Origin of the sequence: Caballeronia sp. AZ1_KS37 (genome assembly GCF_023631165.1) — a bacterium.
Classification (GTDB): domain Bacteria; phylum Pseudomonadota; class Gammaproteobacteria; order Burkholderiales; family Burkholderiaceae; genus Caballeronia; species Caballeronia zhejiangensis.
The window spans coordinates 277,888-302,459 of the sequence record NZ_JALQDP010000043.1 but is presented as its reverse complement, the minus strand read 5'-3'; the positions used below and the strand labels follow the sequence as shown (position 1 = coordinate 302,459).

Genomic DNA, 24,572 nt, shown 5'->3' with positions numbered 1-24,572 from the left:
GGCAGTGGCACTGGGCAATTATGCGCAGGTCATGCGCCGCATTTTCTCTCATGCGACCAGTTGCGAAGGCGGGATGCTCCGAAGCCGTAACGGGTCGATCCGGCCTGAAAATTACATCGCCAGCTGGAGAAGTGAACTCGCCAAGCCCACGCTGCTTCGGGATCGGGCGATCGATTTATCGGTCGGCTCCTCGTGTTACTCGGCGGTGCCTGAGTCGCAGTTGGACGATGTCCGGCTGTCGCTAATCCGGGCGGGCTTCGAGTCTCGCATCGATGAGTTGGTCGGCGGCAGCTTGAGCGTTTCGCTGCACGCGGACATCGACTTGCTGCTCTCGATCTATGGGAACAGCGGACCGCTCAGCGTTTGGCGGGTGCTGAAGGCGTACGACTGTGGGACCGCGCAAATAGAGGTGCCGGTGCCGTCCACAACGAAGACGGCGATGGAGCGGATGCCCGAGGTGCGGTGTCACTCGATTGACCAGCACAATGTGTTGGTTGGGATGGGCGCCGCGCCGTGGCGTCACGCTGGCTGGCAATACAGCGCGGTCGGCACCTTCATCACTGAAGTCGCGTATCCGGTGGAAATGGAAACGCCGGGATTCGCCAAGAAGGCGATTCCAGCGTTCCGCGACGCGGTGAGCAACGCCCCGCAGGTGCCGTCGGCCACGCGCATCACCGTGACGCGCTCGCCCGAAGGCACCGAGGAGTGGAAGGTTCGCCGCGCGGACGAGCTTGCGAGAACGCTCGGCGTTGTGGCTCAGGACGCATGTGCGCCGGCTGTCTTCAGCTTTGCGTTCGGCGACTTGCTCAATCGCGAAGACACGGACCGGCTGCTGTACGGCCTCGATTCCTTCAGCGATGCGCAACTCCAGTGGGAAGTCCCCGTGGCGCGTGAAGGCGCCGCGCCAGATCCCGCGTTTTTTGCGGCGGACGTTCAGCTCTCGCTCTGTCTCGCCTAGTGCTGTTTTGATCAACGCCACGCTCCCGGTTTCCGGGGCGTGGCTTTTTTTTCGCCCGCTAGAAGGCGAAGCTCGCTTGCGCCGGGACTGACGCGGCTGCGGCTTCGGTGGCATTTGCGTCGGCAGACGAAGGCGCGCCTTGCCGCTGTGCCAGCAGTTCGTCGTACCGGCGCATAACGTCGGCCGCGCTGGTGTACCAACCTCGATGCCGACTGTCCGGGCGACGCGGCGGCGCACGCTCGCGAGCAATTCCGCTTCGTCGGGCGTCGGGCGCGCGGTCGGCCACCCGGACGAGAAAAGCAGGTGCGCGGGAATCTCGGCCTCGATGGCTTGGCGCTCGATGGCCGCTGCCTTCGCACGCGCGACGTCGGCCGCCAGTTCAGGCGACAGTAGGTGCGGCGCGACGTCGGCCAACCACCGTTGCCCTTGGAAGGCGAACGTCGATTGAGCTTCCAGTCGCACCATTTCCCGGTAGACATCGTGGTTGTCGGTGCAGCTTGCCGCGGCGCGCAGGTCGTCGAGCGAACTCATGATGCAGTAGGCGCACGACACGCGCGACGCACCGTAGACGGTGTATGCCTCGTGCAGCGCCAGTCCGGCCGCAGCGATCTCGGTGAAGACATCGTCGACGGTCCATTCGATGATCGCATTCCACGTCACACCGGTGCGCCCCTTGGTCGACAGGGGAGCGAGCGGGGCCGCGACAGCCATCTTGCTGCGAGCGCTGCTTTCCTGACGTCGAACGCCGGTGATGCTGACGATGTTGTGGGTCGGAAAGCGCTTGTTCAAGGCCGAATTAATTAGTGATCCTTTCAATTCTGACGTGCAAAAACGCATCGACGGTGTGCTCCACGGCAGGATCAGGCGCACGCAGGACAGATCGCGATACCGCTCGACGTTATTCGACCAGCGCTTCTCCCATCTGGCGAGCATGTCACCGGCTTGCCGTTGCAACGTGAGCAGTTCCCAGCCGAGATGGGCGGCAAGCCGCTCGCACGCCGGACCGCTGTCCTTCCATTCAACACGGCCGAGGTCGGAATGAACGAGGATGCGCGGGCCATTGTGGCCGATGGCATCGAGATGGCGAGCGACGGCGAGCGCGCATGCAACGCTGTCCTTGCCGCCACTCACTCCAATAGCGACGACCGCATCGCTGGCGAGCAGCGCAGACACCTCCGGAGTCAGCGCGACATCGCGCGCACGCGCGGGATGGAAGGACGCGCGGGCAGTGCGCAGCGAGGACAAATCGATGGTCTGGAGCATGGTCGAAGAAGAATCGGAGTAGATGATTCATCTTCGCAGCTACAGCGCAAAGTCAAGCTGCGCGGGGCTTTCAGAGGAGCGACGGAAAGAAAGCCCGCGTCGCGGCGAGCGACAGCGGGCTAATGGATGTGATCTACAACAGCGCGCGCCTACAGTGACACGCAGTAATAGCTTAGTTGCTACTTTCTGATGCGCAAGGAAAAAGTCCGCACGAGGGAGAAACGTGACTTATCAAACAGTCCGTTTTAATTTGTCAGTCTATATTTCACCTACCCGCTAATAAGGGTGCTGAGAGACCAGACAAAACAAAACAAGAAAAAACTGAGACCATCCAGGGCGTGTCTCTGGGTGGTCTTTTCTTCGCCCTAGTGAGGGCAGCCACCAGCGCCATGAGCCCGCACTCGTACCTCGCGCTTCGTCGGGGAGCTCCTGCACGTCCGCATCCGCCTTCGCTTCGTGTCGTTGGAAGCGCTGTTTATTTTGAATCAAGACGTTTTTAGCGACCTTTTCAACGCATGGGCTTTGATGTCGATCGCTAGAATGGCCTCTCTCTCAGGTTCGTCGACGGCCCTCGGATTTGCGACGGACTTTCAAGCGCCGCTTCAGAAATGGAGCAAGGCGCTTTTTTTTTCATCCTCGCTGCGTGCCGCCGGCTTACGTCATTAATACGAGGTCCGGTGGTCAGCGGCCCCGGTCGTCCCGTCACGTTTGAGCGAAAGGCATAGCAAATCCTTGAGCTTTCCAATGCCGACTGCGCGGCCGACTCCGTAGACTGGCTCCATTCCCCGCGCTTTTGCGCATCGACCTACCCCTCCAGCGTGCTGGAGGACCATCTTCTCTCCAGCCGTCAATGACGGCGATCTTCTGGCGACCCTCGTTGGTCGCCTTTTTTCGTCCCGTTGGGAGCCTATCCCTCCGGGAGACGGCTCCCATTTTTTTTTGGAGTTGTCTATGTCTCGCAATCTCGCACCTGTCGTCAAAGTTTCCAGCAAGAACGGTTTCATGGCGATCAGCGTGTGGTCGGTCAAGACGTCGAGGCCAGCCCGCCGCAGCTTTACACCGGACGCATTCATTCGGTGTGGAGCGACGGCACAGCAATGGTGGATTGGGACTATTCGCTCAACCATCAAGCCGAGCGGCATTTGGTGCAAAGCGGTCGTGTCAGACTGCATCACCTCAGCCATACCGCCTCGTAGGTCTTCGTAAATGACGCGTCCAGTGCAGTTCGCTGGACGCCGTTTCTTCAGGTCCAAATATTTCCTTGATGGGAGCCTCCCATCAAGGGCGGCTCCTACCTTTCTCAGGAGTTGCCCATGTTTCCCATGCTCAAACACGCTCTCAGCAGCCTCGCCTGGTACGCCAAGCAGGACGCCGAAGCCTGGAAAATGCTGTCGTTTCTCGTTGTCGTTGTGTACGTCTCGACGGCAATCGCCTCGGTCACCCACTGACTCACGTAGCTTTTCGCTGCGTATTTCCCGTTTCTCTTCCCTTTGGGGCAAACCAGCCCCTTCGGGGATGGATTGCCTCACATTCAATCGAGGTGATCCATGATCAAGTTTTTTTGTTCCGTGATGCTTCTTTCGGTTCTGACTGGCTGCGCCACGGCGGACTTCGGCTCGCCGGATACCTACCAGCGCTACGACGTTCAACGCATCGGCCAGTTCGAGCAGGCAACCATCCTGCGCGTGCGTCCGATCACCATTGAGAGTAATTCTGGCTCGTCGGGCATTGCATCGATCGTCAGCGCAGCAGCAGGTGCCTTCTTGGGCTCGCAAGTCATCGGTAACGGGAGCGGCCGCTATATCGCCGGCGCGCTTTCCGGCTCCGTCTCCGGGTTGGTGGCCCAGCGCGTAAGCGCCGCTATGTCTCGTCACAGCGGTGTCGAGGTTTTCCTTCGTCGCGCAAACGGTCAGACGGTGGTTGTTACGCAGGTCGACGATCAGCAGTTCGCTGCTGGTCAGCAGGTGTTTCTCGTCTCAAATGGGTCCGGCTACCGGATCACCCACTAATTGGCGGCTACGCCTCGAACCGACTGGATGAACCATCAATGAACCACTATCAGTTGATCACCCACGGCCAGACCAGCGGCTGGGACGCTTCGACCAACGATGTCAACGGCAAAAACTTCTACGGGATGCTTCCGGTGGAAGTCGCTGCGCAAGCAGGCGACGTTGACGAATTCGCGGCGATTGTGTCTCACCCGGCGTTCAACCCGTTGGGCGCGCGGCCGCATATGTTCGCCGAGGTTGGGCGGATCAGCGACGGTTACGGCGACGCGAGCTTCAGACGCTTGAAGCCCGCACTCGACGCATACAAGGCGCGATTCCTCTAACCGGGCATCGCAGTACGCATCTTCTGAATGCGCGGTGAAAACCGCGCCAACCCTTGCGGGGCAGGCTCCCCGCAAGGGACCTGCCTCGTCTGCAATGAGGCAATCATGAAATTTCCCCGAGTGTTCTATGCGGACCGCAGTAGTGCCAATGCCGGCGCGAAAGCGGCTCTGCAACGTCATGCGGCGCGCGTTCTGCGACGCGTCGCCCAAGACTTGCGTCTTCCGACGCATGCGCACGAGATCGTCACCGATACGCGTCGCGGCAACGCTGCCGTACGGGTGTCGTTGCGTACCGAGACGTTGTTTGTCGACGTGCTCGAGCGTCGAGGTGCGGGTGTCGCGCTGAGCTTCAGAACCCGGCGCGGCCGCTCCGATCTGACGGGCGGTGGCGAAAACCACGTCGCCCTGACGCAACTCGAAACGCCCGCGGGCTATCGAGCGATGCTGGACGGCCTGCGTTTGGCTGGCGGCATCGACCTGAAGTGCGGAGGTCGTCGATGAAACTGGCGAAAGTAAAGATCGAGTACAGCTCGGGCACTACCATCGTGGACCGAGCGACGCTTGATCCTGCAACAGGGCAGGTTCACTTGGCTCCCCGATTGCTCGGCCTGTTGAGCAAGATGGACGAGTCCGAGTGCTCTCCGGCCTTTAGCCTGGAATACAGAGGCCACGTCTTGCCCGTTACGCCCGTCGTCAACGGCGGATATGCGGTTTCTCTTCCTACGGACCCGCCCCCGGGCATCCGCCAAATCCTCCATGCGATCGCCACGCCGTCGAAGGATCAACGCCAGCAGAATGGGCGATACCTTCACACGCTTTCGGCTGCGTCCATCGGCGGCACCGTGGGCTACGTCCACTCGGCGTCGTCCTGGGATCTGTCGACGGTCGTGGGCGCATCGATTCTTGCGTCACTTGGAGTAGTATTGTGGTACGCGGGTTATCACGCAATGAAAGGAGAGTGAAATGGGTGCATCAATCTTTACCTTAGTGCTTGGCGTGTCCATTGCAGCTTTTTTCATGTGGACGTCCAACAACGGACGCAAAGCCGATCGCGAACGCGATTGGGGCAAGTGATTCGACACGGCGCAAGCTGAGTCCAAAGACGAAACCGCACCTTTCAAGGTGCGGTTTTTTTTTTACTGTTTTCCTTTTCTGGCGCGCCTTCGGGCGCGCTTTTCATTTTCAGGAGTTGGTTATGTCTCAAGCGAATGCGGATGTGCTGCCCGCAGGTGTTGCCGCCGATGGGGTAGTCGATGTTAAGTCGGTCGCCCGGCTGGATACCGACGGCAAGACAGTCGATCAGGTCTTCCAGGATCTGTGCTGCTTCGTGCGCGGAACCGAGCTCGAACCCGAGTGGCTTTGTCACGCGAACCTGCAGGACGACGCCAACGAAGCCATGTACGGAGCGCGCCACAGCAGACCGTGGCCCGAGCCGTCGTCATACGAACGAATCTCTGTTTCCGTGTGCATCGGAAACAGCGAGGGCTGGCTCATTCATGTCGACTTCGTCAGCCGACCGCAGCTTAGCGACTCGCTCGACCGCACCTACGCGATCATGCCGTTGCTCCGCGCGAAGGTGTTTTCGACTGACCACGCGTGGTCGCTCGCCCGTCTCATCGCCCGTCTAATCGACGCGGCGTAATAGCTTTTTCAACTTCGTCCAGCGCCCATACGGCGCATTTAACCCTTGCCGGGCATCGACCCGACAGGGTGCGATTGCCCGCAATTTTTCCGAGGCAATCGACCATGTATCAGCTTTCCTTCTCGGGCTCCGCCCATTCCTTCCGCACGATGCTCGAGGTGCTCCGTTTCCTGCGAGACGACGCGAGCGTCGCAGCAGTCGATGCGGCAGAGATCGCGCTCACGTTCTTCAGCCACCCCGTATCCGTTACTCGCTACAACGGCACACTGACTGTTCGTTGGCCCGGGGCGGCGACGAGCCTCTTCCTGTCGCTGATCGACGAAATCGACGCGGCCTACTTCAGACCGTCGTTCACCGCGCTCGAAGCGTGGCAAATACGGCGCGAAGACTGGCAACTGCTCTATCTGGCTTTTGATCTGGCGCGCGAGCCGCTGTATTTGTTCTCCTCAGATCAGATGGCGCAAGCCAACGAAGAGGCGGCTAAGAGCGGACGTCGCGGGCTGGACCTGTTCGAGCTGCTGCAGGACGAGTCCGAGCGTCGGTTCGGCTTTCGCTACGCCGGCCCAGTGCTGGACAATCGACAGAGCAACGGTCGGCACGAGGTTCATGTGGCCTATGCGCTCGCGGCGGGCAAGCCCGTTCCGCAGGCGGTGATCGATGACTATGCTTCGTTGTCGAAGTTCGACTCCGACTTGCAATGGGCCAAGCCGCTTCTCGCGGTGCCCGAGTTGCGTGGGGCGCTTCCGCTTGCGAAACTCGTGCCGCTCGCAACGGTGATGCGCCATTCGAAGCAGGCCATCACCTCTGACAATGCGGCGCTGCTCGCGATGCTGATGGGTCTCGTGCCGAACTCGCCAACGACGGTAGAAGTCGACGACCTGCTTTACGCGAAGGGCATTCTCGAAGCGCATGCTTTGCCTGAGGCGTACCTGAAACCCGTCGATGTCGGCGTACCGACCTGCCAGTTTGCGGAGGTACTGCGGCGCACGCTCGCCGACAGCGCGCGTGACAACCGGCTAGCGGAACTCGAGAAGGCGCGGAAGTCGGGCAGCATCAGCGCCCGCCGCTTCCAACTGGACTCGCAACTGGCCATTCTCGATCACGGCAGGCACACGCACACTTTCGCCAACGAGTTTGCGAAGGCAGTGCAGACGGCCGACATGTCCTATCTCCTCAGCATCCTGGACCGGCCAGACGACGCCAACCGCGCGATCAAGCAAGCGGTCCGCGAGGTGTTCGGCATCAAGCTCATCGGCGTTCGAGCTGCGGCCCGGCGCCGGGGCATCTTCCAACTGGCGGGGATGGACGCCGCGCAGCAAGCAGAGTGGGAAGCGCTGTCGGTCTCGCAACGTGAGGCAAGGCGCGTCGCCCGCGAGGTTGCACGCGCTCGCGAAGCGGCTGAGATGTCGCGCGTTCGTGCGGAAGACGGCGCGGTGCTGACCGGTGCGGAGTGGGTAGATCGCACGATCGCCGACGGCTTCTCGCAGATCGTCAGCCTGCGGCATGGGACGAGCGTGCGCTACGCGCTCGCAGATCCTGTGCGGCAGTTGCAGGTATCGCTTCGTGCAAACGACGGTACGCTCGCCTACGCGCGCGCGGCGCTCGAACAGCGCGCGAGCTAATTCACCTTCGACGAACCCGGCTACGTGCCGGGTTTTTTTTCGTCGGTTGCGCCAGCGCCAAAGCTTAAGACGATGCGAAATAGTGACCTTTCCACGGATTGCCTGACCGCTCGACGCCTACACTGCATCTATCACCCGCGTCACTGACGCATCGACCAAGCCGGCTGCGAGCCGGCTTTTTCATATCTTGCCCCTAAGGGACCACGTCCCTACGGGCGTAGTCTTTATGGGGCTTCTCTTTCGAAGCCATCATGAAAGTCACGCCCGCTCAACTCACCGAACTCCTCTCGCTGTACGTGCCGAAGCGTCTGCCGGTGCTTATCACTGGCCGCCCCGGCATCGGCAAGAGCGACATCGTCGAGCAGACCGCACATGCGACTGATCACGAACTGCTCATCAGTCACCCGGTTGTCGAAGATCCGACCGACTCGAAAGGGTTGCCGTTTCCTTCGCCCGACGGCACGACCGCCAAGTTCCTGCCGTTCGGGGATCTGGAACGCGCGATGACCGCCAGACGCCCGCTCATCTGGTTTCTGGACGATCTCGGGCAGGCCTCGCCCGCCGTGCAAGCCGCGAAGATGCAATTGCTGCTCGCGCGACGCGTCGGCGAACACGTTCTGCCGCCGCAGGTGACGTTCCTCGCGGCCACGAACCGCCGCACGGACAACGCTGGTGTCTCCGGGATTCTCGATCCGGTGATTTCGCGTTTCGCCACCGTGGTGGAACTCGAACCGACCATCGACGACTGGACGCAGTGGGCCGTGCGCGAAAACATCCCGCCCGCGCTCATCGCGTTCTTGCGCTTCCGCCCGGACTTGCTGTCCGTGCAGAAGACGTCGCGCGATATCGAAAACGCACCGAGCCCGCGTAGCTGGGGGTTCGTCGCAAAGACGATGGATGTCGTGCCGAAGCATCTGGAGCACATCTCCTACGCCGGTTCGGTGGGAGAGGGTGCCGCGACCGAGCTTGTTGGCTTCCTCCAGATCTTCCGCGAACTGCCGAATCCGGACGCGATTCTTCTCGCGCCCGACACGGCGATGATCCCGACGATGCCGGCGGCGTTGTACGCGATCGCGGCAGCGCTTGCGGCACGCGCGACCGAAAACAACTTCGATCGCGTCGTGCGCTACACCGAGCGTCTGATCGGTGACGGGCACCGCGAGTTCGCGGCGCTGCTCGTGCGCGATGCGGTGCAGCGCACCCCGCAGATCCAGAACTCGTATGCCTTCATTGGCGCGCAAGGAGGGGAGATCGGCAAGATCATCCGCGGCGAGTAACCAAGCACTCCACTTTTCTCTGCATTACCCATGTTGGCCCTGTCACGTCTTCGGACGCACAGGGCCTTTTTCTTTGCTTCATCCATTCCATTTCTACAAGGTTTTCTCATGGACATCACTTCCATCCAATCGAAGGTCATGCTCTGCTCCGTCACGATTTCGACCTGGGTCGCCCGCCGCTTCGACGGCAAGGTGACGCAGGAAGTCGAGAGCAAGCACCACGCAAAGGGCATCGGCAGATTCAACAAACGCCTGTTGCCCGAGCACGCGCCGAGCTTCGCAGAAGTTGTGACGCTCGCCGGCCGCATCCGCTCTTACTTCTACGACCACACCCTGAAGTACGACCAGTTGGGCGTGCGGCTGTTGCCGACGATGGTCTACATGGATTTCGCCGAAAAGATGCGCTCGTTGAAAGACGAGTTCGACTTGGCGGTCTCCGTGTTCTTGACCGACTACCTGAACCTGAAGGAGGCGGCTCGCGAAGAACTGAATGGGCTGTTCAACGAGGCGGACTATCCGACCCTCGCTGAGCTCACCACGAAGTTCGGCGTGAAGATGGCCGTTCTGCCGTTTCCCGACGCGAGCCAGTTCGGCGTCGAGCTTCCGGCGAACGTGCTCAACACGCTCAAGAGCGAACTGGACCAGCACGTTCTGGCCTCGATCGCGACCGCGAACGAGGACCTGGTGCGGCGTCTGTACGAAGCCGTGTCGCAGATGGCCAATCGGCTGTACGCGACGGGCAACGTCCGACTGGACGTCGCCAACAACGTGCGCGAACTGTGCGCCTTGCTGCCGAAGCTGAACTTCGCGAACGACCCGCAGCTCACGCACATCCTCGAGCAGGCCAAGACGCATCTGGCCGTGCACACGGGAGCGGAACTGAAGGACTCGCGCGTGCTTCGTTCTCAGGTGGCCAGCAAGGCACAGGAGATCGAAGGGCTGATGGCCGCGTTCATGGGCATGCAGCCGGAGCCGATGGAAGTCGAATCGGCGGGTGCTAGCCAACTGCGCCTCGTCGCGTAAGGGGGCGTCATGGACCGCAACGATGTGGTATTGGGCAGTAGCGCGGTCCATCCGCGCATTGCCCGGCAGCGGACCGAGCTCGTCCTCTCGCAACCCTTCTTCGGGGCGCTCGCGCTTCGATTGAACGTCCGTGAGGATCCGTCGACCAAGACGTTTTGGGTCGACGGCGAGACGTTGGGCTATAACCCGACGTATATGGAAACGCTCAGCGACCTTGAAGTGCGCGGCGTCGTCGCGCACGAGGTGCTGCACGTGGCCAATGGCCACTGCTGGCGTCAGGGCGCGCGCGATCCCGACCGATGGAACGATGCCTGTGACTACGCGATCAACCCGATCGTGCTGTCGTCTGGCATGGTTCTGCCGAAAGGGGCGCTCGTCGATCCGCGCTATACCGGCAAGTCGGCCGAGGAGATCTACGGTTTGCTGACGCAGGAGGAGAAGGAAAAGCAACAACAGCCTCCGCAGCAGAATCAGCAGCCGCAGAACCAGCAGCCGCAACAGCCGCCGCCGCACCCGCAACCGGGTCCGCAAGACCAGCAGCAGCCGAAAGGCGGTCAGGCTCCGAAGCCCGGTGGCCAGAGCGGCACCGCGCCGGGGCAGTCGCCCGCCGACCAGCCAGCGAAGCCCGGCTCCTTCGGCGAGGTTCGGGCCTACAAAGGCCCGGACAAGCCGGTAAAGGAGGCGGAGTGGAAGGTTGCCGTCACGCAAGCCGCGAAAGCGGCCGCAATGCGCGGCAAGCTCCCCGGCGATCTGCAGGCGATGGCCGGTGAAGCGGTTCGGCCTGTGGTGGACTGGCGCGCGGTGCTGCATCGCTTCGCGCAGCAATCGTCGCCGTCGGACTACAGCTTCGCGACGCCGAACCGCCGGTATCTGCATCTCGGGTTCTATCTGCCCGCGCTGCATACACCGACGATCGGCGACGCGGTCTTCGTGCGTGACTCCAGCGGTTCGGTGTTCGACGAGACGCAGGCACAGTTCGACGCGGAGATCCTCGCGGTTTTCCACTCGTTGAAGCCCGCGCGGCTGATCGTGATGGACTGCGACACGCGCGTGACGCAGGTGCAGATCTTCGAGCGAGGCGACTCGCCTGAGATCAAGCCTGTGCGCGGTGGAGGCGGGACGGCGTTCGTCGACCCGTTCATCCGGGTCGCGCAAGACGGCATGAACCCCGCCTTTCTGGTCTACCTGACAGATATGGTGGGGCGCTTTCCGACCGTCGCGCCGCACTACCCGGTGCTGTGGGCATCGACCACGCCACTGACCCGCGCCCGCAAGGCGCCGTTTGGCGAGACGATGGAGGTGATCTGTTAGAACCCGGCATCCTCCGGGCATTCCCTGAAGAACGAAAGCCCGGCATGCCGGGCTTTTTTTTTCATCCACGCGCGGCGTTCAGGCGCGGCGTTTTTGCAGCGGCTGGTATGCCTCGCCGCCTTTGAACCTTTCCAGACGGTCGCTTGCGGTGGTTAGCGCGCCGAGCGTCGCGCTATGGAGTTGACGATCGTACATGCAGACGATAGCAGCCAGCAGCGCAAAGGCGGCGTCGGAGGCGACCCCCCACGTTCCGGTTTGCCTGCCGCCTTCGAAGACTTCAGCCATTGCTCGGTCGGCCGCCAGCAGCGATTCGTGAGAAAACTCGCCGTGACCCGCCTCGCTAAGGAACTTGCCGAGCAATACGACTTCTGTGATGTGCTGCGCCGGGCCGATATGGTCACAGTCGCCGCGGATCGCTTCCAACGACAGGTGGGCACGAAGCGCGAGCTCATCGGCAACGGAACGCGGGACCGGGAGCAGTTGCGCTTTGTTAAGGCGCGCGCGGGCGGCCTGAGACGAGCGCTGGAACGGAAGGGTGCGAGACATAGCAAACGTTTGATTGGCTGCCAGTGTTAACGATCTTCCCACGCCGGTTCTGAAGGGCTAGCGGTGCGAGCGCGCTGGAAACCCTCGACGACAGCGATCGCACGCTCGCATTGGTCCGCGCCGAGCGTATGGATTGAGCATTTCTCCGCATCCGCCCCGATTTCGGCCGCCAGCCATTTCATTGCTTTGGCGCGCGCCTCAAACACGTTGCAGCCATCGCGCCGGACCTTCGCGGCAACCAACGGCTCGAGCGCCGCGTGGAGCTTCGCCTTCAGGTCGCGCAGGCGGGCGTCGGCGAGACGGCCGAGCGGTACGTGGCGGGTGCTGCGCGGAAACACGCCGACCCATGCCTGGCAGTCCGCGCAAAGCCACAATGGACCGTGATCGTCGCGGTAAGGGTAGGCGGCCTCACCGGCGTGCACGAGCGTCGCGGGCGTGCCGCAGTAGTCACAATTGGGGTGGGGCAGAGGCTTAACTGGTTTTCCGACTCGCATTGCCGTGAACTCAGGGCGGAAGCATTGAATATAGCAATCCGACAAGGCAACGCCAGTAAGACGCTGGGTTTCACATTATAAAAAGCGTGCCGAATAAGGGGGGTGTGAATATTCGGCACGTTTTGTAACAGTGACTTTCCCTTTTGCGGTCAATAACTTAGCGATACGTCCGCACCCAGTGGGACGCTCTCCGGAGAGCATCCGTCGCCGATCTCGGCGAACGAATCGGCGGGACTATTCCGCAACGGCCCCGGAGAAATAGCCGCAGCCGCTGAGAAAGCTGCTCAATTTGACGCGTCTTTCGCTGCCTGCGCGCGTTTCCCAACGCCAACAATAGCCGACATGTTAGATAGCCCACAAAGCGTCGCATGTCCGAGTCTGCCGACAACCAACTCCTGAAGCTGCGTCCCCTCGAAGCGGAAGCCGTGCGCATGTTTTTCCACGCGCTTTCGCCGCTGCGCGAGCTGCTGGACTCGCCCGACCTCGCGGAAATCATGATTAACGACTACCGCAACGTCTGGGTGGAGCGTCGTGGCGTGATGACACGGGAGAACATCGACCTGCGCCCTGAACAGCTCGAAGGCGCGATCCACTCGCTTGCCTCTTCCGTCGAGAAGTCAGCGAAAGCGGGCAGTGACAAGGGCATTATCAACGCCGGTCACCAAAACCTGCGTATCGCGGCGGTGATGAGCCCGACGTCGATCGACGGTCATGCGCTGAGCATCCGGAAGCACCGCGAATCGAAACTCACGCTGTCGGACTACGTGGACATGGGCGCGTTTTCCGCAGCGAACGCCCGACCGGAATATGCGGAAGCCATTCACTTCGAGGACGGCATCGAGGACGAAGCGCTCATGCGGGCGCTCGTGGCGCTCGTACAGTCACGCAAGAATGTCCTCGTCGCCGGCGGCACGTCCGCAGGCAAGACGACGTTCCTCAACGCGCTGATTGAGCAAATCCCCTCCGACCAACGGGTGATCTCCATCGAGGACACGATGGAACTGAAGCTACACGTGCCCAACCGCGTGCGGCTGCTCTCGAATGCCGACACGAATGTGACGACGCAACTGCTCGTCGCGCTGTGCCTGCGCTTTCGCCCCGATCGCATCATCGTTGGCGAAGTCCGCGGCGGCGAAGCCTATGACCTGCTGCAGGCACTCAACACCGGCCACGATGGCGGCCTCGCGTCCATTCACGCGAACAACGGGCGCACCGCACTCAGCCGCCTCGAATCGCTCGCCATGCTCGGCATCCCGACCGGATCGAGGTGGGAGCTGGAAGACATGCGAAAAAACATCGCTGACTGCTTCAACTACGTCGTGCACTTCAAGCGCACCGGCGAGATGCGGCACGTCTCCGAAATCCTCGAAATTAGGGGATTCAAAAACAACGATTACGACCTACAACGCGTTTTTTAACGGGAGCATCAAAATGAAGGGCAAGAAGGTACTCATCAGAGCCGCGACGGTGGCAAAACGTCTGCGTCCGGGCAAGTCGATGTTGGTCGGCGCGCTGCTGAGCGTCGTGTCGGTTGCGGCAATGGCTGCGGGCGATTTTTCGAACCTGACGGGCCTGACCGACATCATCTGCACGATCAGCAACTTGATCAGCGGCCCGTACCTCTACGGCATCGGCATCGTGCTCATCACGCTGGGCGGCGTCGCAGTGGCGAACTCGGAAAGCAACATCGCGAAGACCTTCTCGGTGGTGCTGGTCGGCCTCGGTATCGCCTCGGTGGCCGTTCCGATCATGCAGAGCCACTTCCACATGGCCAACGCCTGCTGATATGCGCCAACACAAGGTTAGTCGAGGCCTCTCATTGCCGCGCCAGATGGGCGGTGCAGACCGGGGACTCGCCATTTTCAACGGGACGATGACGGCGCTGCTCACCTACACGAGCTGGACACCGGGGTTTCTCCTTGTCGGCGTGGTGGTGCATGTGTTCTTGCGCTGGAAAAGCTCGACTGACCCGTGGTGGCGAATCGTGATGCTGGTCTACAACCGCTACCCGGACGTCTATGAGCCGGGGCCGAGCAGCCGTTTTAGCGCGCGCTTCAAGCGCCCGTATGGGTTTGATCAGGACCTGCCATGCTAATAGGCAAAGAACCATGCTGAAAATGATGTTCACCAAGCGCGCGGTGCAGGAGATCGCGCCGTGGGCGACGATGGTCACGCCCGAACTGGTGCTCAACAAGGACGGGTCGCTGCTGACCGTGTTCGAGTTCGAAGGCATCGACGCAGATTCGCCCAATCCCGGCGACATCACGGCCGCCCGCGACAACCTCGATCACGCATGCCGCAACTTCGACCACCGCATCACCGCGTGGTGGCGCATGTCGCACCGGCGCGTGCGGGGTGGCATGGACGGCACGTTCGCGTCGGAAGCCGATGCGCGCGTCGACGCGATCAATCAGGCGATCATCGGCAGCGGCAAGTACTTTAAGAACTCGCATTCGCTGGCGCTGGCTTTCACGCCCGAGACCGGCATCTCGAGGATCTTCGACAAGATCGGCTATCACATGACGGTCGGTGGCAAGAACCTGGCTGTGGCGATGTTCGAAGCCGCGAAAGACACGATTCTCGCGCGAAGCGCCTTCGCGTTCGACCTGACCAAGATCCAGAACGAAATCAAGCGGTTCGAATCGGTGATCGACGGCTTCGTCGGCGGCGTTACTCGCCTCAAGATGAAGCGGCTTCAGCTTCAAAACGTGCTGTCGTTCCTGCATCAGCGCGCGAATCCGTCGACGCCCAAGCGTCGCGTGCGCTACCCGGTCACGATGCTTGATACCCACCTGACCGAGACGGAGGTCACGATTGGCGCCACTGAACTTATGTTCGAATCGGCGCACGGCAAGGTGTACGCACGGATCATCGGCATCAAGGAATGGATGGGCTTTCAAGAGGCGGCGCTCGACGTGCTATCGCAGGTGGACGCGGAACTGGACGTCTGTGTGATGTTCCGATTTCTCGACACTTCGCGGGCGAGCGCCTACATCAAGAAGATTCGCGGCTTCTATAAGGTCGCGGCCTTCAACCCGGTCGCAATCCTCAAGCAGTGGGCAACGAAGGAAGAGCAGAAGAACGACGAAGGCCGTGAGATTCTGGCGAAGGAGGCGGGCGACGCGCTCGCGAAGCTGGACGCTGAAGGCCAGCAGTACGGCTTTGCCAATATTTCGGTTGTCGTCTACGGCAGCACGCCCGAGGAATGCGAAGACGCGACGCGTCAGGTTGTCGGCGTCATTGGCAACGCGGGCTTTGGCGTCATTCTGGAAAAGACGAACCTGTTCGCTTCGTGGAGCGCGACGCTGCCGGGCCGCTGGGATCAACAGAAGCGCTTGCAGTTCGTTGAGACGCCTGCCGTCTCCGACATTGCGCCGCTCTGCAGCGTGGGAGAAGGATCGAAGGTTAACGAATGGCTGACGCAGCAGTCCGGTACGAAAACCGGCCCGCTCACGTGTTTGCCGACTCGCCATCGCACGCTCCAGTACTTCGACCTACACCATCCGGGCGGCAAGGCGCACACGCTGGTCGTCGGTCCGATCGGCGCCGGTAAGTCGGTGTTCCTGAACTACCTGATGACGCAGACCGGGCGGCACGGCGCACGGCGTATCCGTTTCGACAAGGACCGCTCGACGCGCATTCCCACGTTGCTCGCTGGTGGCCGGTTCATCGACGCGACGGGACGTTTTGAAGCGGCGACCTCGGTCAATCCACTTTCGCTGATCGCCGAAGAGAAGCACTGGTCCTACGTCGCGGACTGGGTGCAACTCGCCATCGAGGGCGAAGACTACACCTGCACGCCGCAGCAGCAGACCGAGATTTACGAGCGCATCCGGACGCTCGCGCTCGGCTTTCCGCCGGAGAAGTGGCGTCTTTCGGGGCTGATCACGCTGCTGCCGGCCGATTTGCGCGAGCGCCTTCAGGTCTGGACCGAGGGCAACAAGAACGGCAAATTCTTCGACCACGCGGAAGACGGCTTCGCTATCTCGGATGACCTGTCAATCGAGATGGGCGACCTGTTTCAGAATTTTCCAGTGGCCGCAGCCTTGTTCATGGACTACGCCTTCTATCGGATCGCGCAGATCCTCGACGGCAAGCGCTACACGGTGATTGAGATCGAAGAGGCAGGGTTCTTCTTCACCTACCCGAAGTTCTATGCGCGCCTCGAAATCTGGGCGGTGACGATCCGGAAGCTCAACGCAACGCTGCTCATGGCCACGCAGTCGCTTGGCCAGGTGGCTCGCGTGCCGAATTTCGAGATTCTGAAAGAGAACATCCCGAACATCATCTACCTGCCGAACAGCGACGCGATCAACAACCAAGGGCTGTACAGCGACGTATTCGGTTTGACGCAGCACCAGATCAAGATGATTTCCGATGCGGTGCCCAACCGCGACTACCTGTGGGTGACGGCCAAGCAGAGCCGGATGCTGCAGGCGCAGTTCCCGAAGGAGGCACTTGCCTACTTGCGCTCGGACGGTCGCGCGCAGGCGCTCCTCGACAAGCACGTCAAGTCAGGAAGCCCGCACTGGCGGGAGGACTACGTGCGCGACGTGCTCGTCAACGCTTGAACGCTTTAGACAAAGGTATCGCCATGATGAAAAAACTGCTCCGCTGCCTCGCAGCCACCGGTGTTCTGACACTGGCATTCGTGCAACACGCCAACGCGAACATGCCGGTGTTCGACGCGTCTAACTTCATTCAGAACACGATGACCGCGGCGGCCGCCGTGAAGGGTGAGGTCTATCAGGATTCGAACCTCGTCTATCAGTACCAGATGATGCTCAACCAGTTGAAGCAGGCGACCAACCTGAATCCTGCAGCGATGTTGGCGCAGTTCAACAGCATCACCAGCGACATTACGAGCTTGTCGAAATACACGGATGCGCTGAAGGACCTGTACGGCGGCCTGCAGAGCAACGCTGAGTACGCAAACAAGGTACAGGCGCTGATTACGCAATCGGGGAAGACCGCCGACCAGTGGTTCACGGACCAAAACACGCTACTTCAGAACAACGACAAGACGGCGAAGCAACTTTTCCAGCAAGGCAACGACGTCATCTCGCACGTCAGCACGCTCGCGAAGCGCCGGCAGGAAATCCAGGACCAACTGAACATGTCGCCGACGATGCAAGCAACGGCTCAGCTGACCACGCATATGCTTGACATCATCTCCAGCCAGAACAGCGACCTCCTGACGATGATGGCGGCAAAGCAGCGCAGCGACGCGGTCAAGGATTCGGCGACGGTCGCGGACCAGCAGGCGAACAATGCCAGTCAGGCGGCGATTAAGGCGCAACAGGATAGAGAGCGTGCTGCGTTCGACGCACAGATCGGCTCTTCGAAGGTGCTGGGGCAATGATGCTGCCGTCTGTCATGATGTTCATCAGAACGCTGCTTGTGCTTGCCGCAGCGATCGGCTGCTTTGCTATCACCTCCAACCGGGCCATGGCGCAAGCAGCGGCCGACGCGCCGGCTTCGGCGGCAACAAGCTCTGCGGCGTTGCTCGCGAGCAAGCCAGGCGATTTTGCCAAAGGCGCGACGAGTGCGGCGCAGCAGATCCACGTTCTGCTTTCCAACGTCGTCGACGCGGCTGTCGCTGCGAGTTCGGGGGTTATGAGTGAGGCGAACAAGTTCGCATGGGGCCTGGGCGTGATATCCCTGGTTCTCGTGGGCGTTCGTTTCGCCGGAACTCATCATCCTATTTCGGCGTGGGTCGATCTATTCGAAGAAGTGGCAATCCTGGGCATCTTCGTCGCCTTGTACCTTGGATATACCACGTCAGCGGCCGGTTTCTGGACATGGTTCGAGCAGTTGGCGGCGCATATCAGCCAGTCGGACAACGGCTCAGTCGGTTCCCAGATGGCCTCGCTCGCGGGGACCATCATCGACGCGCTGACCACCAAGCTGAAAACGGTCAAGTTGTGGGACATCCCTGCACTGCTGACTGACGTTGTCGTCCTCGCCGTCTCCGCGCTTGTGATGGCCCTCGCCTCGATCATCTTCGTCTACTACACGGCCATAGGCCAAATCCAGGCAGCGATCGGTATCGTCCTCGGCCCGATCGCGATTGCGCTTGGCTTCTCGTCGTACACGCGGAGCTATTTCAAAAAGTGGCTTGATTGGATGATTAGTGCGGGGATGTACACGGTCGTAGTTGCCGTCCTGATCAAGCTTGTCGGCTCATCGATCACAGACGCAGTGAAAAAGGCGACCGAAGTCGGCGGGTCGACTACTGTCAACGGAGCGTATGTCTTGGATCTAGCGATATTCGTGCTACTGCTCTCGTTCGAGGTCCCGAAGCTCGCAACGATCTTCGGCGGCGGAGCGACAGCAACCGGTACCGGTGCTATGAAGCTGGCGGCCAAATTTATCCCATGACGACCGCTCACCTTGCAATCGCCGTCGAGGACCTGTTCGCCACGCACCAAAAGCGAGTCGAACTAGTCCGACAGTGCGCCAATGAAAGCACGGAAACGGAGTTCGCACGCAAGTGGGTGTCTGTGCTGCGTCGCTGTGCTAACTGGTTTTCGTCTATGCCGCTCACGCCCGAGCTGCATTGCGAGCCGGGCGGTGCATTTCGCGCGACGATTGAGTCGACCTTTTATGCGATGCGGCTCGCGGGCGGGCAGAAGTTCGCGGCTGACCTCACGTCAGATAAGCGCCGGAGGCTGGAGCCGCAATACAACTACGCCGTCTTCCTGGCCGCCGCATGCTCGCTTCTTGATGAGCCGTTTCGTCACTTTGAGATGGTGCGGCTCTCGGACCGCACGAAGTGGAATCCGGCGGCGCACGGGGCGTTCGGCACGTGGATAGGAACGGGTCAGTTCGCCGTTGAGCGGCGTGTGACGCCACTGAAGAATGAGCGCATGCGCGCTGCCATGTTTGCCCAGACCGTCATCACGCCCGAGCTGCTCTCTGGGTTCGACACAACGGTGCTCGACGACCTCTTCAACGCAATCAATCCAGAGCGCAGCCCGCAGGGGTTCGAACCCCTCGTCCACAAGGTGGTGCGGCAGGCCATGGACGTTGCGGTGGACTTTGAGCGCAAGGCGCAACGCGCCGTCTTTGCGCCAGTGAAGTACGACGTACCCTCAGCCGTGCACGTCGCGCTCGCGCTTGAGCCGCAGTTCGTCGCGGCGCCGGCCCCCGCGACCGCCGATTCGGTCGTGCCCCCGGGGCAGCCGCCGGCGAATTCCGGTGCGCCAGACCTGGGAGTGGCTCCGGCGTCGGTGACGAATACTGCCGAGCCGCAACCTGCCGTTGTTGGAGCAACGGTCGCGTCGCAGCAGCAGGCGAGCGCCTCCGCGCCGAAGTTCTCTCAGTCGTTGCTCGATGCGTTGGAGCGCGGCGAAGCACAGGCCGCTGGTGCGGCTGCGACTGAGCCCTCGACCGGCCCGAGCGCGCCTGCGTCGCGTCCGGCGCCGGTCGACCCCGCCACAGCGCGTCCTTCGAGGTCGAATGCAAACAGGGTCGGGCCGTCTGACGAAGAACTGACGGAGCTCCTCGGCCCCGGCGCTGCAATGCTGAAAGAGTTTTTCAAAGCCCTTGCTGGCGACGTGGCAGCCGGAAAGGCGGAAGTGACGTGGGAAGAGAAGGGGCTAGCGGTCAAGAAGCGGCTCGTCGGCGGATACGGCATCACGAGCGATACCCTCGTCGAACAACTCAAGAAGCGCAGCCTGCTCATGCGCGCACACGGCAATGACATCTGCATTGTCGAGCGCGCCGGCCGTCTCATCGTGGAGCGACCCACCGCATGAACTACGTCAATCACTTCCGTCCGATCTACGAGTTTCGTCCGTTTCTCGTTTGGCCCATCGTCATCGTTGGCATTCTGATCTCTGGAATGCCGTACGGATGGGCATTCGCGCTAGTCGGCGCGGCGCTGCTCGCAATTCGTGCGCTCCAGATATGGAAGGCACTGAGCTTTCGCATGGCCATCTCAACGAAATGGCTGAGCAAGATTCGCATCGAAAAGCTTCTTGCGACGCAGAACGCGATGCGGAAAAGAGCGGACTCGATGTATCTGGGCATCGGGTACGAGTGGACGCAAAAGCATACGCAGATTGCCCACGAAATCCTGCGGATGCCCGTAACCGACATTCCGTCGTTGCCGAAGTGGTTGCCGAAAACCGAGATTGGCCGGACCGTTGAGGAACGCATCGAGCGGCTATTCGGTCCGCGCGACAGCATTCGCGATCGCATGCCGCAGGGATCGTCCTGGATCCACGGTATGGAGCAGAAGAAGGTCGAGGTGCCGTTTCACTATAAGGCGATGGGCGGTCACACGCTGGTGGCGGGCACGACTGGCGCGGGCAAGACCCGCACCTACGAAGTCATCTCCACGCAGGTGATCCACAACCCGAAGGACGTCCTGATCATCGTCGATCCCAAGAACGACGACGAGTGGAAGAAGCGCGTAGAAAAGGAGTGCGCGCGCACCGGGCGCAAGTTCCTGTACTTCAATCAGGCGAAGCCCCATGAGTCGATCCGCCTGAACCCGCTTGAGAACTGGTCGCAGCCGTCGGAAATCCCGTCGCGCATCGCGCAGTTAATGGAAGAAGGCCAGTTCCGTGACTTCGCGTTCCTCTTCATCGACCGCGCGGTGAAAGGCGAACTGTATGTCGGCGACAAGCCCAACTTGCGCTCGATCCTCAAATACGCACAGTCAGGCATTGGAAATCTGCTCGACCGTGGGCTGCGACGATTCTTCATCGAGAACGGCCTGACCGATTGGGAAGAACTGACCGTCACCGCGACAGTAAAAGACGCGCAGCGCCGCAACGACGTTTCGTTGATTGACGGGATGGTCAAGCTGTATCTCGACCGATTCGCCGCTCACGACCGGGGGCACGAGACGATCGATGGATTGATCGCCACGCACACCCACGACCGCGAGCATTACATGAAGATCATCGCGTCCGCGTTGCCGCTGCTACAAATGCTGGCGACCGGGGAAACCGGCCTCATGCTCGCGCCGAAAGCGGACGACTTCGAGGATGAGCGTGAGATATGGGACATCGACAAGATCATCAAGCAAAAGGCGGTCTTGTACATGGGACTCGACTCGCTGTCGAACAACATCGTCCAGAAGGCAATCGCGTCCATGGCGTTGTCGGACGTCGCCGCCGTCTGCGGCGCGATCTACAACTTCTACGCAGAGAAGCCTGATGTCGTGCTCATCATCGACGAGATCGCTGAGGCCATCAATGAGCAAGTAATCCAAATCCTGAACAAGGGACGCGGAGCAGGGTTCAAGGCGTTCGTCGCATTCCAGGCGCGTGCCGACCTCGAGGCGAAACTGGGAAACGCAGCGAAAATGCTGCAGGTTTTGGGTAACCTCAACAATCAGGTGGTGCTTAGACTAGAGGACTCAGATACAGCAAAGTGGTTCTCGGACAAGGTCGGAGAGACTGCGATCCGCGTGGTGAACGTGTCAAACAGCACGAATACCACGACCGAGGCGCATGCGCTCGAATTCAGTGGCTCGCAGTCCCGCTCCATTCAGCTGGAAAAGGTGCCGCTCATTCCCGTGAAGCTGCTTCACAGTTTGCCTAATCTGCAGTACTTCATGCGCATCTCTGGCGGTGCCGTGTATCAGGGTCGCATTCCTATCATCGAAGGCTAAAAACACAGTTATGTCCGCTGCATATAAAAACATCATCCGCGATCACAAGCTCTCGCACAGGTTGGTTGCGGTCTTCAACGTCGCACCGGAGCTGGAGCTCGCGTGCTCGCGTGTGGCCGACTTCATCGGGGAGCGGTTTAGGGGAGACAAAGGGCCGCTGGCTGCGGAGATGATCGAGTCGGCGCTCGATGGCTTCCGGCGCGCGAAGCGCACGGGCGACCAGCATATCGCGTTCATGCAAGGTCTGTTCGAGCCGTCGAAAGCGCTGTACGCCCGGCGTCTTGTCGCGCGCTTCGGTGACAAGGTCTCCGTGTGGTGCCCGATGGTCGAGTCGATCACCGCGTTCGAGGCGCGTCATCTCGAGTACCAGTTCGAGATGGTCGATGAGCGTTGCCCGGACGAGATCACTGAGCGCACCGCCGCGTTCCAGCTCGCCGCACGCGTGCTTCAAGGAGAAGCTTTCCGCCGTTACTTCGAGGAATACGATGTCGCTCACCGTTACGATCATAGCGAAGCTGTCGGGAGTTGAGCCGCGCACGGCTCAGCGGGCGCGCGACACTGCCGCCGCGTTCGACGGCGATGTGAACGCAGCCGTGCCCGAGGAATTCACGTACGGCGCGGGTGCCCGCTGCTACGCGTTGGCGACGATTGCCGAATTTCGCCCGGCCCTGTTTTGGGGCGGACTTTTGGCGCTCGTCGCGGTTCCCGCCCTCATGCTGGCCAAGGTGCTGCATGGCTAGTCGTTTTGGTTCGCATATCAAGGTGTGGTTTCTGCTCGTGCCAGTGCTAGCCATCGCTGTCATGCCGGCGATCCCGGAGCGCAAGCTGTTTGAAGTGCCGGAAGCGGAAACCCATTCTCTCGTTGAGTCAGTCGGGCAGGACAGGGTCGACCGCGCGATGCGCAGTGCCAACGACGAGTTCCGCCGTGCGTTTGTCGATAGCGGGCTGCTGCACCGTACGCTGAATGCCTCTGGAAAGGTAGGCGGCTTGGACGACGGCGGGTTCTCATCGTTCGCCCATACCTGGACCGAGAACTTCTGGCTGCTGGTGTACCGCATGCTCTTCCGTGCGATGGTGATGAAAATGTGGATCGTTGGAACACTTTTTTTTGCCGTCGGCATGTTCGTCGACGGTGCGGCGCGCAGAAAGATCAAAGCGTCGGCTGCGGGCTTTGTGAGTCCCTTGTCTTTCCATCTGGCAGGCCATGGACTGCTGCTTGTCACTGGAACGCTGTTCGCGGTGCTGGTGGTTCCATTGCCGGTCCTGGCTGGCTACTGGGTCGCCGTCGCTGCGCTCCTCGGAGGTCTCCTGTGGAAAGCTGCCGAGTCCTTCCAGTCGTCGAGATAGGGAAAAACGTCGCGCGACTCGTTAGCTGTTCGACAAAAAAATTGCTCTGTTCCCCTCAGGCAACGCTACCCGGATAGCGTTGCCTTTGTCTTTTCCGCCTTCGTCTTCGCTTCCAGCCTAGAGCGCGCCGATAATTCCGTGAAAGGCGCTCTAAATAGCCACCGTTTCGAGCTTTCGCACGCTGCCACCGCCGCAACAATGTTGAATATGGGCAACGCGCTTTGCTTGCCTGATCCCCAACGATGAAACGGGACCGATGCGGTCCAGACAGGAGAAACGGCGAATGAGCACGGTTGTCGAACCCGGCAGTGAAGAGAAGGTCGCGCTGAGCGCACTTGAACAAGGTACGGCCGAGGCGCCGCTCACGACCGACGGCGCGGACGACGGCGAGCTTGAGCGCGAGTTAACGCAGATGGAGGCCGATGCGGACCGCCTCCAGAAGGAAGGCGTGATTTCCACCGACGACGCCGACATGAAGCGTGCGGAAGTCGCCAAGACGCGCAAGCTGTTCCGCGATCTGCCTGCCGCTGAGCGTATCTCAATCATCAAGCGCCGCCGTGAAATCGGGCGTCAGTTGCTTGACCGCCAGCTTTCGGGCGCGGCCGTCGTGACCGCCCGCGTGCGTCTGAACCATACGCGCCTGAAGCCGCTGTTCGAACAATGGTGGCCGTACATCAACCGCATGAGCATCAACATGCAGCGTTTCGGCCGCTCGACCTTCGGCGAGAACGACAAGGACGTGGTCAACAGCGCGCTCGAAAAGCTGCTCGGGGGTATCGAGAGCTACGTTGACGAGCAACTGCGCGTGGCCGAAGGCTTCCGCCAGCAAAAGGAAGCGGAGCTTCGGGCCAACAAGGAATTCGTGTTCGAGCCGACGATCCCGATGCCCGCGATGGACATCGAAGTCGAAGCGTATTCGCGCTTTTCGATGCGCGTGCTGGGCGTCATCATGAAGTTCGACCGGGCGATGGATCACTTCGACTTCATGGTGTGGAACGGCATTCGCGATCAGTCCGACGTGGACGACGAAGCCGTCAACTTCCTTAAACGCTTTAACCCGCTTGGCATTCGCGGGTACATGACGCACCTGAAGCTGATGACGACGGTCCGCGGCAATTAAGGAGGGCGC

The 24,572-nt window shown here is 61.0% G+C and carries 25 protein-coding genes; 22 read left to right on the top strand and 3 right to left on the bottom strand.

Going from position 1 to position 24,572, the window contains the following annotated elements; translation table 11 throughout:
- Positions 1-241: 241 nt before the first annotated feature.
- Entirely contained in the window at positions 242-2,221 is a 1,980-nt protein-coding gene (locus NCS00_RS30530; RefSeq protein WP_250441952.1) for an adenine nucleotide alpha hydrolase family protein, read from the bottom strand.
- 1,313 nt (positions 2,222-3,534) lie between these two features.
- Between NCS00_RS30530 and NCS00_RS33420 the strand changes: the two genes are divergently transcribed.
- The 10 genes from NCS00_RS33420 (at position 3,535) to NCS00_RS30485 (ending at position 11,428) form a co-directional block, all read left to right on the top strand.
- Positions 3,535-3,669 carry a hypothetical protein gene (locus NCS00_RS33420; RefSeq protein ID WP_268811020.1) on the top strand — a complete coding sequence of 45 codons (135 nt, stop codon included), beginning with the start codon at positions 3,535-3,537 and terminating at the stop codon, positions 3,667-3,669.
- A gap of 99 nt (positions 3,670-3,768) precedes the next feature.
- Positions 3,769-4,230 (top strand): outer membrane lipoprotein, encoded by a 462-nt coding sequence (locus NCS00_RS30525; protein ID WP_053572901.1) that lies wholly within the window; start codon positions 3,769-3,771, stop codon positions 4,228-4,230.
- A gap of 38 nt (positions 4,231-4,268) precedes the next feature.
- A complete protein-coding gene (locus tag NCS00_RS30520; RefSeq protein WP_250441951.1) occupies positions 4,269-4,553 on the top strand; it encodes a hypothetical protein in 285 nt (94 codons plus the stop codon).
- Between the two features lie 105 nt (positions 4,554-4,658).
- Positions 4,659-5,054 carry a hypothetical protein gene (locus NCS00_RS30515; protein ID WP_250441949.1) on the top strand — a complete coding sequence of 132 codons (396 nt, stop codon included), beginning with the start codon at positions 4,659-4,661 and terminating at the stop codon, positions 5,052-5,054.
- Positions 5,051-5,515 (top strand): hypothetical protein, encoded by a 465-nt coding sequence (locus NCS00_RS30510; RefSeq protein ID WP_250441948.1) that lies wholly within the window; start codon positions 5,051-5,053, stop codon positions 5,513-5,515. The genes NCS00_RS30515 and NCS00_RS30510 overlap by 4 nt, the downstream gene beginning before the upstream one ends.
- Before the next feature lie 233 nt (positions 5,516-5,748).
- A complete protein-coding gene (locus NCS00_RS30505; protein WP_250441947.1) occupies positions 5,749-6,195 on the top strand; it encodes a hypothetical protein in 447 nt (148 codons plus the stop codon).
- Between the two features lie 104 nt (positions 6,196-6,299).
- Complete coding sequence (locus NCS00_RS30500) at positions 6,300-7,817, top strand: hypothetical protein (protein ID WP_250441946.1); 1,518 nt, start codon at positions 6,300-6,302, stop codon at positions 7,815-7,817.
- Positions 7,818-8,068: 251 nt separating this feature from the next.
- Positions 8,069-9,094, top strand: coding sequence for an ATP-binding protein (locus tag NCS00_RS30495; protein ID WP_250441944.1), 1,026 nt, complete (start codon positions 8,069-8,071; stop codon positions 9,092-9,094).
- Between the two features lie 108 nt (positions 9,095-9,202).
- Positions 9,203-10,117, top strand: a complete 915-nt coding sequence (locus tag NCS00_RS30490; protein WP_045463797.1) for a hypothetical protein — start codon at positions 9,203-9,205, stop codon at positions 10,115-10,117.
- Between the two features lie 9 nt (positions 10,118-10,126).
- Positions 10,127-11,428 (top strand): vWA domain-containing protein, encoded by a 1,302-nt coding sequence (locus tag NCS00_RS30485; RefSeq protein WP_250441943.1) that lies wholly within the window; start codon positions 10,127-10,129, stop codon positions 11,426-11,428.
- 78 nt (positions 11,429-11,506) lie between these two features.
- Here the strand turns inward: NCS00_RS30485 and NCS00_RS30480 are convergent, their stop codons facing one another.
- Both NCS00_RS30480 and NCS00_RS30475 read right to left on the bottom strand, forming a co-directional pair.
- The gene (locus tag NCS00_RS30480) at positions 11,507-11,974 is read right to left on the bottom strand and encodes a hypothetical protein (RefSeq protein WP_250441942.1); all 468 of its coding nucleotides are present in this window, start codon (positions 11,972-11,974) and stop codon (positions 11,507-11,509) included.
- Between the two features lie 26 nt (positions 11,975-12,000).
- Complete coding sequence (locus tag NCS00_RS30475; RefSeq protein WP_250441941.1) at positions 12,001-12,468, bottom strand: zinc-finger-containing protein; 468 nt, start codon at positions 12,466-12,468, stop codon at positions 12,001-12,003.
- Positions 12,469-12,836: 368 nt separating this feature from the next.
- On the opposite strand from NCS00_RS30475, the gene NCS00_RS30470 reads away from it, so the two are divergent.
- From NCS00_RS30470 to NCS00_RS30410, 12 genes are all read left to right on the top strand, one after another.
- Complete coding sequence (locus NCS00_RS30470) at positions 12,837-13,886, top strand: TadA family conjugal transfer-associated ATPase (protein ID WP_250441940.1); 1,050 nt, start codon at positions 12,837-12,839, stop codon at positions 13,884-13,886.
- 13 nt (positions 13,887-13,899) lie between these two features.
- Positions 13,900-14,253, top strand: coding sequence for a conjugal transfer protein TrbC (locus NCS00_RS30465; RefSeq protein ID WP_250441939.1), 354 nt, complete (start codon positions 13,900-13,902; stop codon positions 14,251-14,253).
- Between the two features lie 46 nt (positions 14,254-14,299).
- Positions 14,300-14,563: a conjugal transfer protein gene (locus tag NCS00_RS30460; RefSeq protein WP_053572942.1), complete on the top strand. Its 264-nt coding sequence runs from the start codon at positions 14,300-14,302 to the stop codon at positions 14,561-14,563.
- A gap of 13 nt (positions 14,564-14,576) precedes the next feature.
- Positions 14,577-17,039: a VirB4 family type IV secretion system protein gene (locus NCS00_RS30450; protein ID WP_502801611.1), complete on the top strand. Its 2,463-nt coding sequence runs from the start codon at positions 14,577-14,579 to the stop codon at positions 17,037-17,039.
- A gap of 23 nt (positions 17,040-17,062) precedes the next feature.
- Positions 17,063-17,830, top strand: coding sequence for a TrbJ/VirB5 family protein (locus NCS00_RS30445; protein WP_250441936.1), 768 nt, complete (start codon positions 17,063-17,065; stop codon positions 17,828-17,830).
- Complete coding sequence (locus NCS00_RS30440; RefSeq protein WP_250441935.1) at positions 17,827-18,849, top strand: type IV secretion system protein; 1,023 nt, start codon at positions 17,827-17,829, stop codon at positions 18,847-18,849. The genes NCS00_RS30445 and NCS00_RS30440 overlap by 4 nt, the downstream gene beginning before the upstream one ends.
- The gene (locus NCS00_RS30435; protein WP_250441934.1) at positions 18,846-20,228 is read left to right on the top strand and encodes a TraI domain-containing protein; all 1,383 of its coding nucleotides are present in this window, start codon (positions 18,846-18,848) and stop codon (positions 20,226-20,228) included. The genes NCS00_RS30440 and NCS00_RS30435 overlap by 4 nt, the downstream gene beginning before the upstream one ends.
- The gene (gene traD, locus NCS00_RS30430) at positions 20,225-22,096 is read left to right on the top strand and encodes a conjugative transfer system coupling protein TraD (protein ID WP_159838916.1); all 1,872 of its coding nucleotides are present in this window, start codon (positions 20,225-20,227) and stop codon (positions 22,094-22,096) included. The genes NCS00_RS30435 and traD overlap by 4 nt, the downstream gene beginning before the upstream one ends.
- Positions 22,097-22,106: 10 nt before the next feature.
- Complete coding sequence (locus NCS00_RS30425; RefSeq protein ID WP_035967784.1) at positions 22,107-22,625, top strand: hypothetical protein; 519 nt, start codon at positions 22,107-22,109, stop codon at positions 22,623-22,625.
- On the top strand, positions 22,582-22,836 hold the full coding sequence (locus tag NCS00_RS30420; protein ID WP_250441932.1) for a hypothetical protein: 255 nt from the start codon (positions 22,582-22,584) through the stop codon (positions 22,834-22,836). Before NCS00_RS30425 ends, NCS00_RS30420 begins: the two co-directional genes overlap by 44 nt.
- Positions 22,829-23,443: an IncC plasmid conjugative DNA transfer DtrJ family protein gene (locus tag NCS00_RS30415; protein ID WP_250441930.1), complete on the top strand. Its 615-nt coding sequence runs from the start codon at positions 22,829-22,831 to the stop codon at positions 23,441-23,443. The genes NCS00_RS30420 and NCS00_RS30415 overlap by 8 nt, the downstream gene beginning before the upstream one ends.
- A gap of 283 nt (positions 23,444-23,726) precedes the next feature.
- Complete coding sequence (locus tag NCS00_RS30410; RefSeq protein WP_250441929.1) at positions 23,727-24,563, top strand: ATPase; 837 nt, start codon at positions 23,727-23,729, stop codon at positions 24,561-24,563.
- The last annotated feature ends 9 nt before the right edge of the window (positions 24,564-24,572 follow it).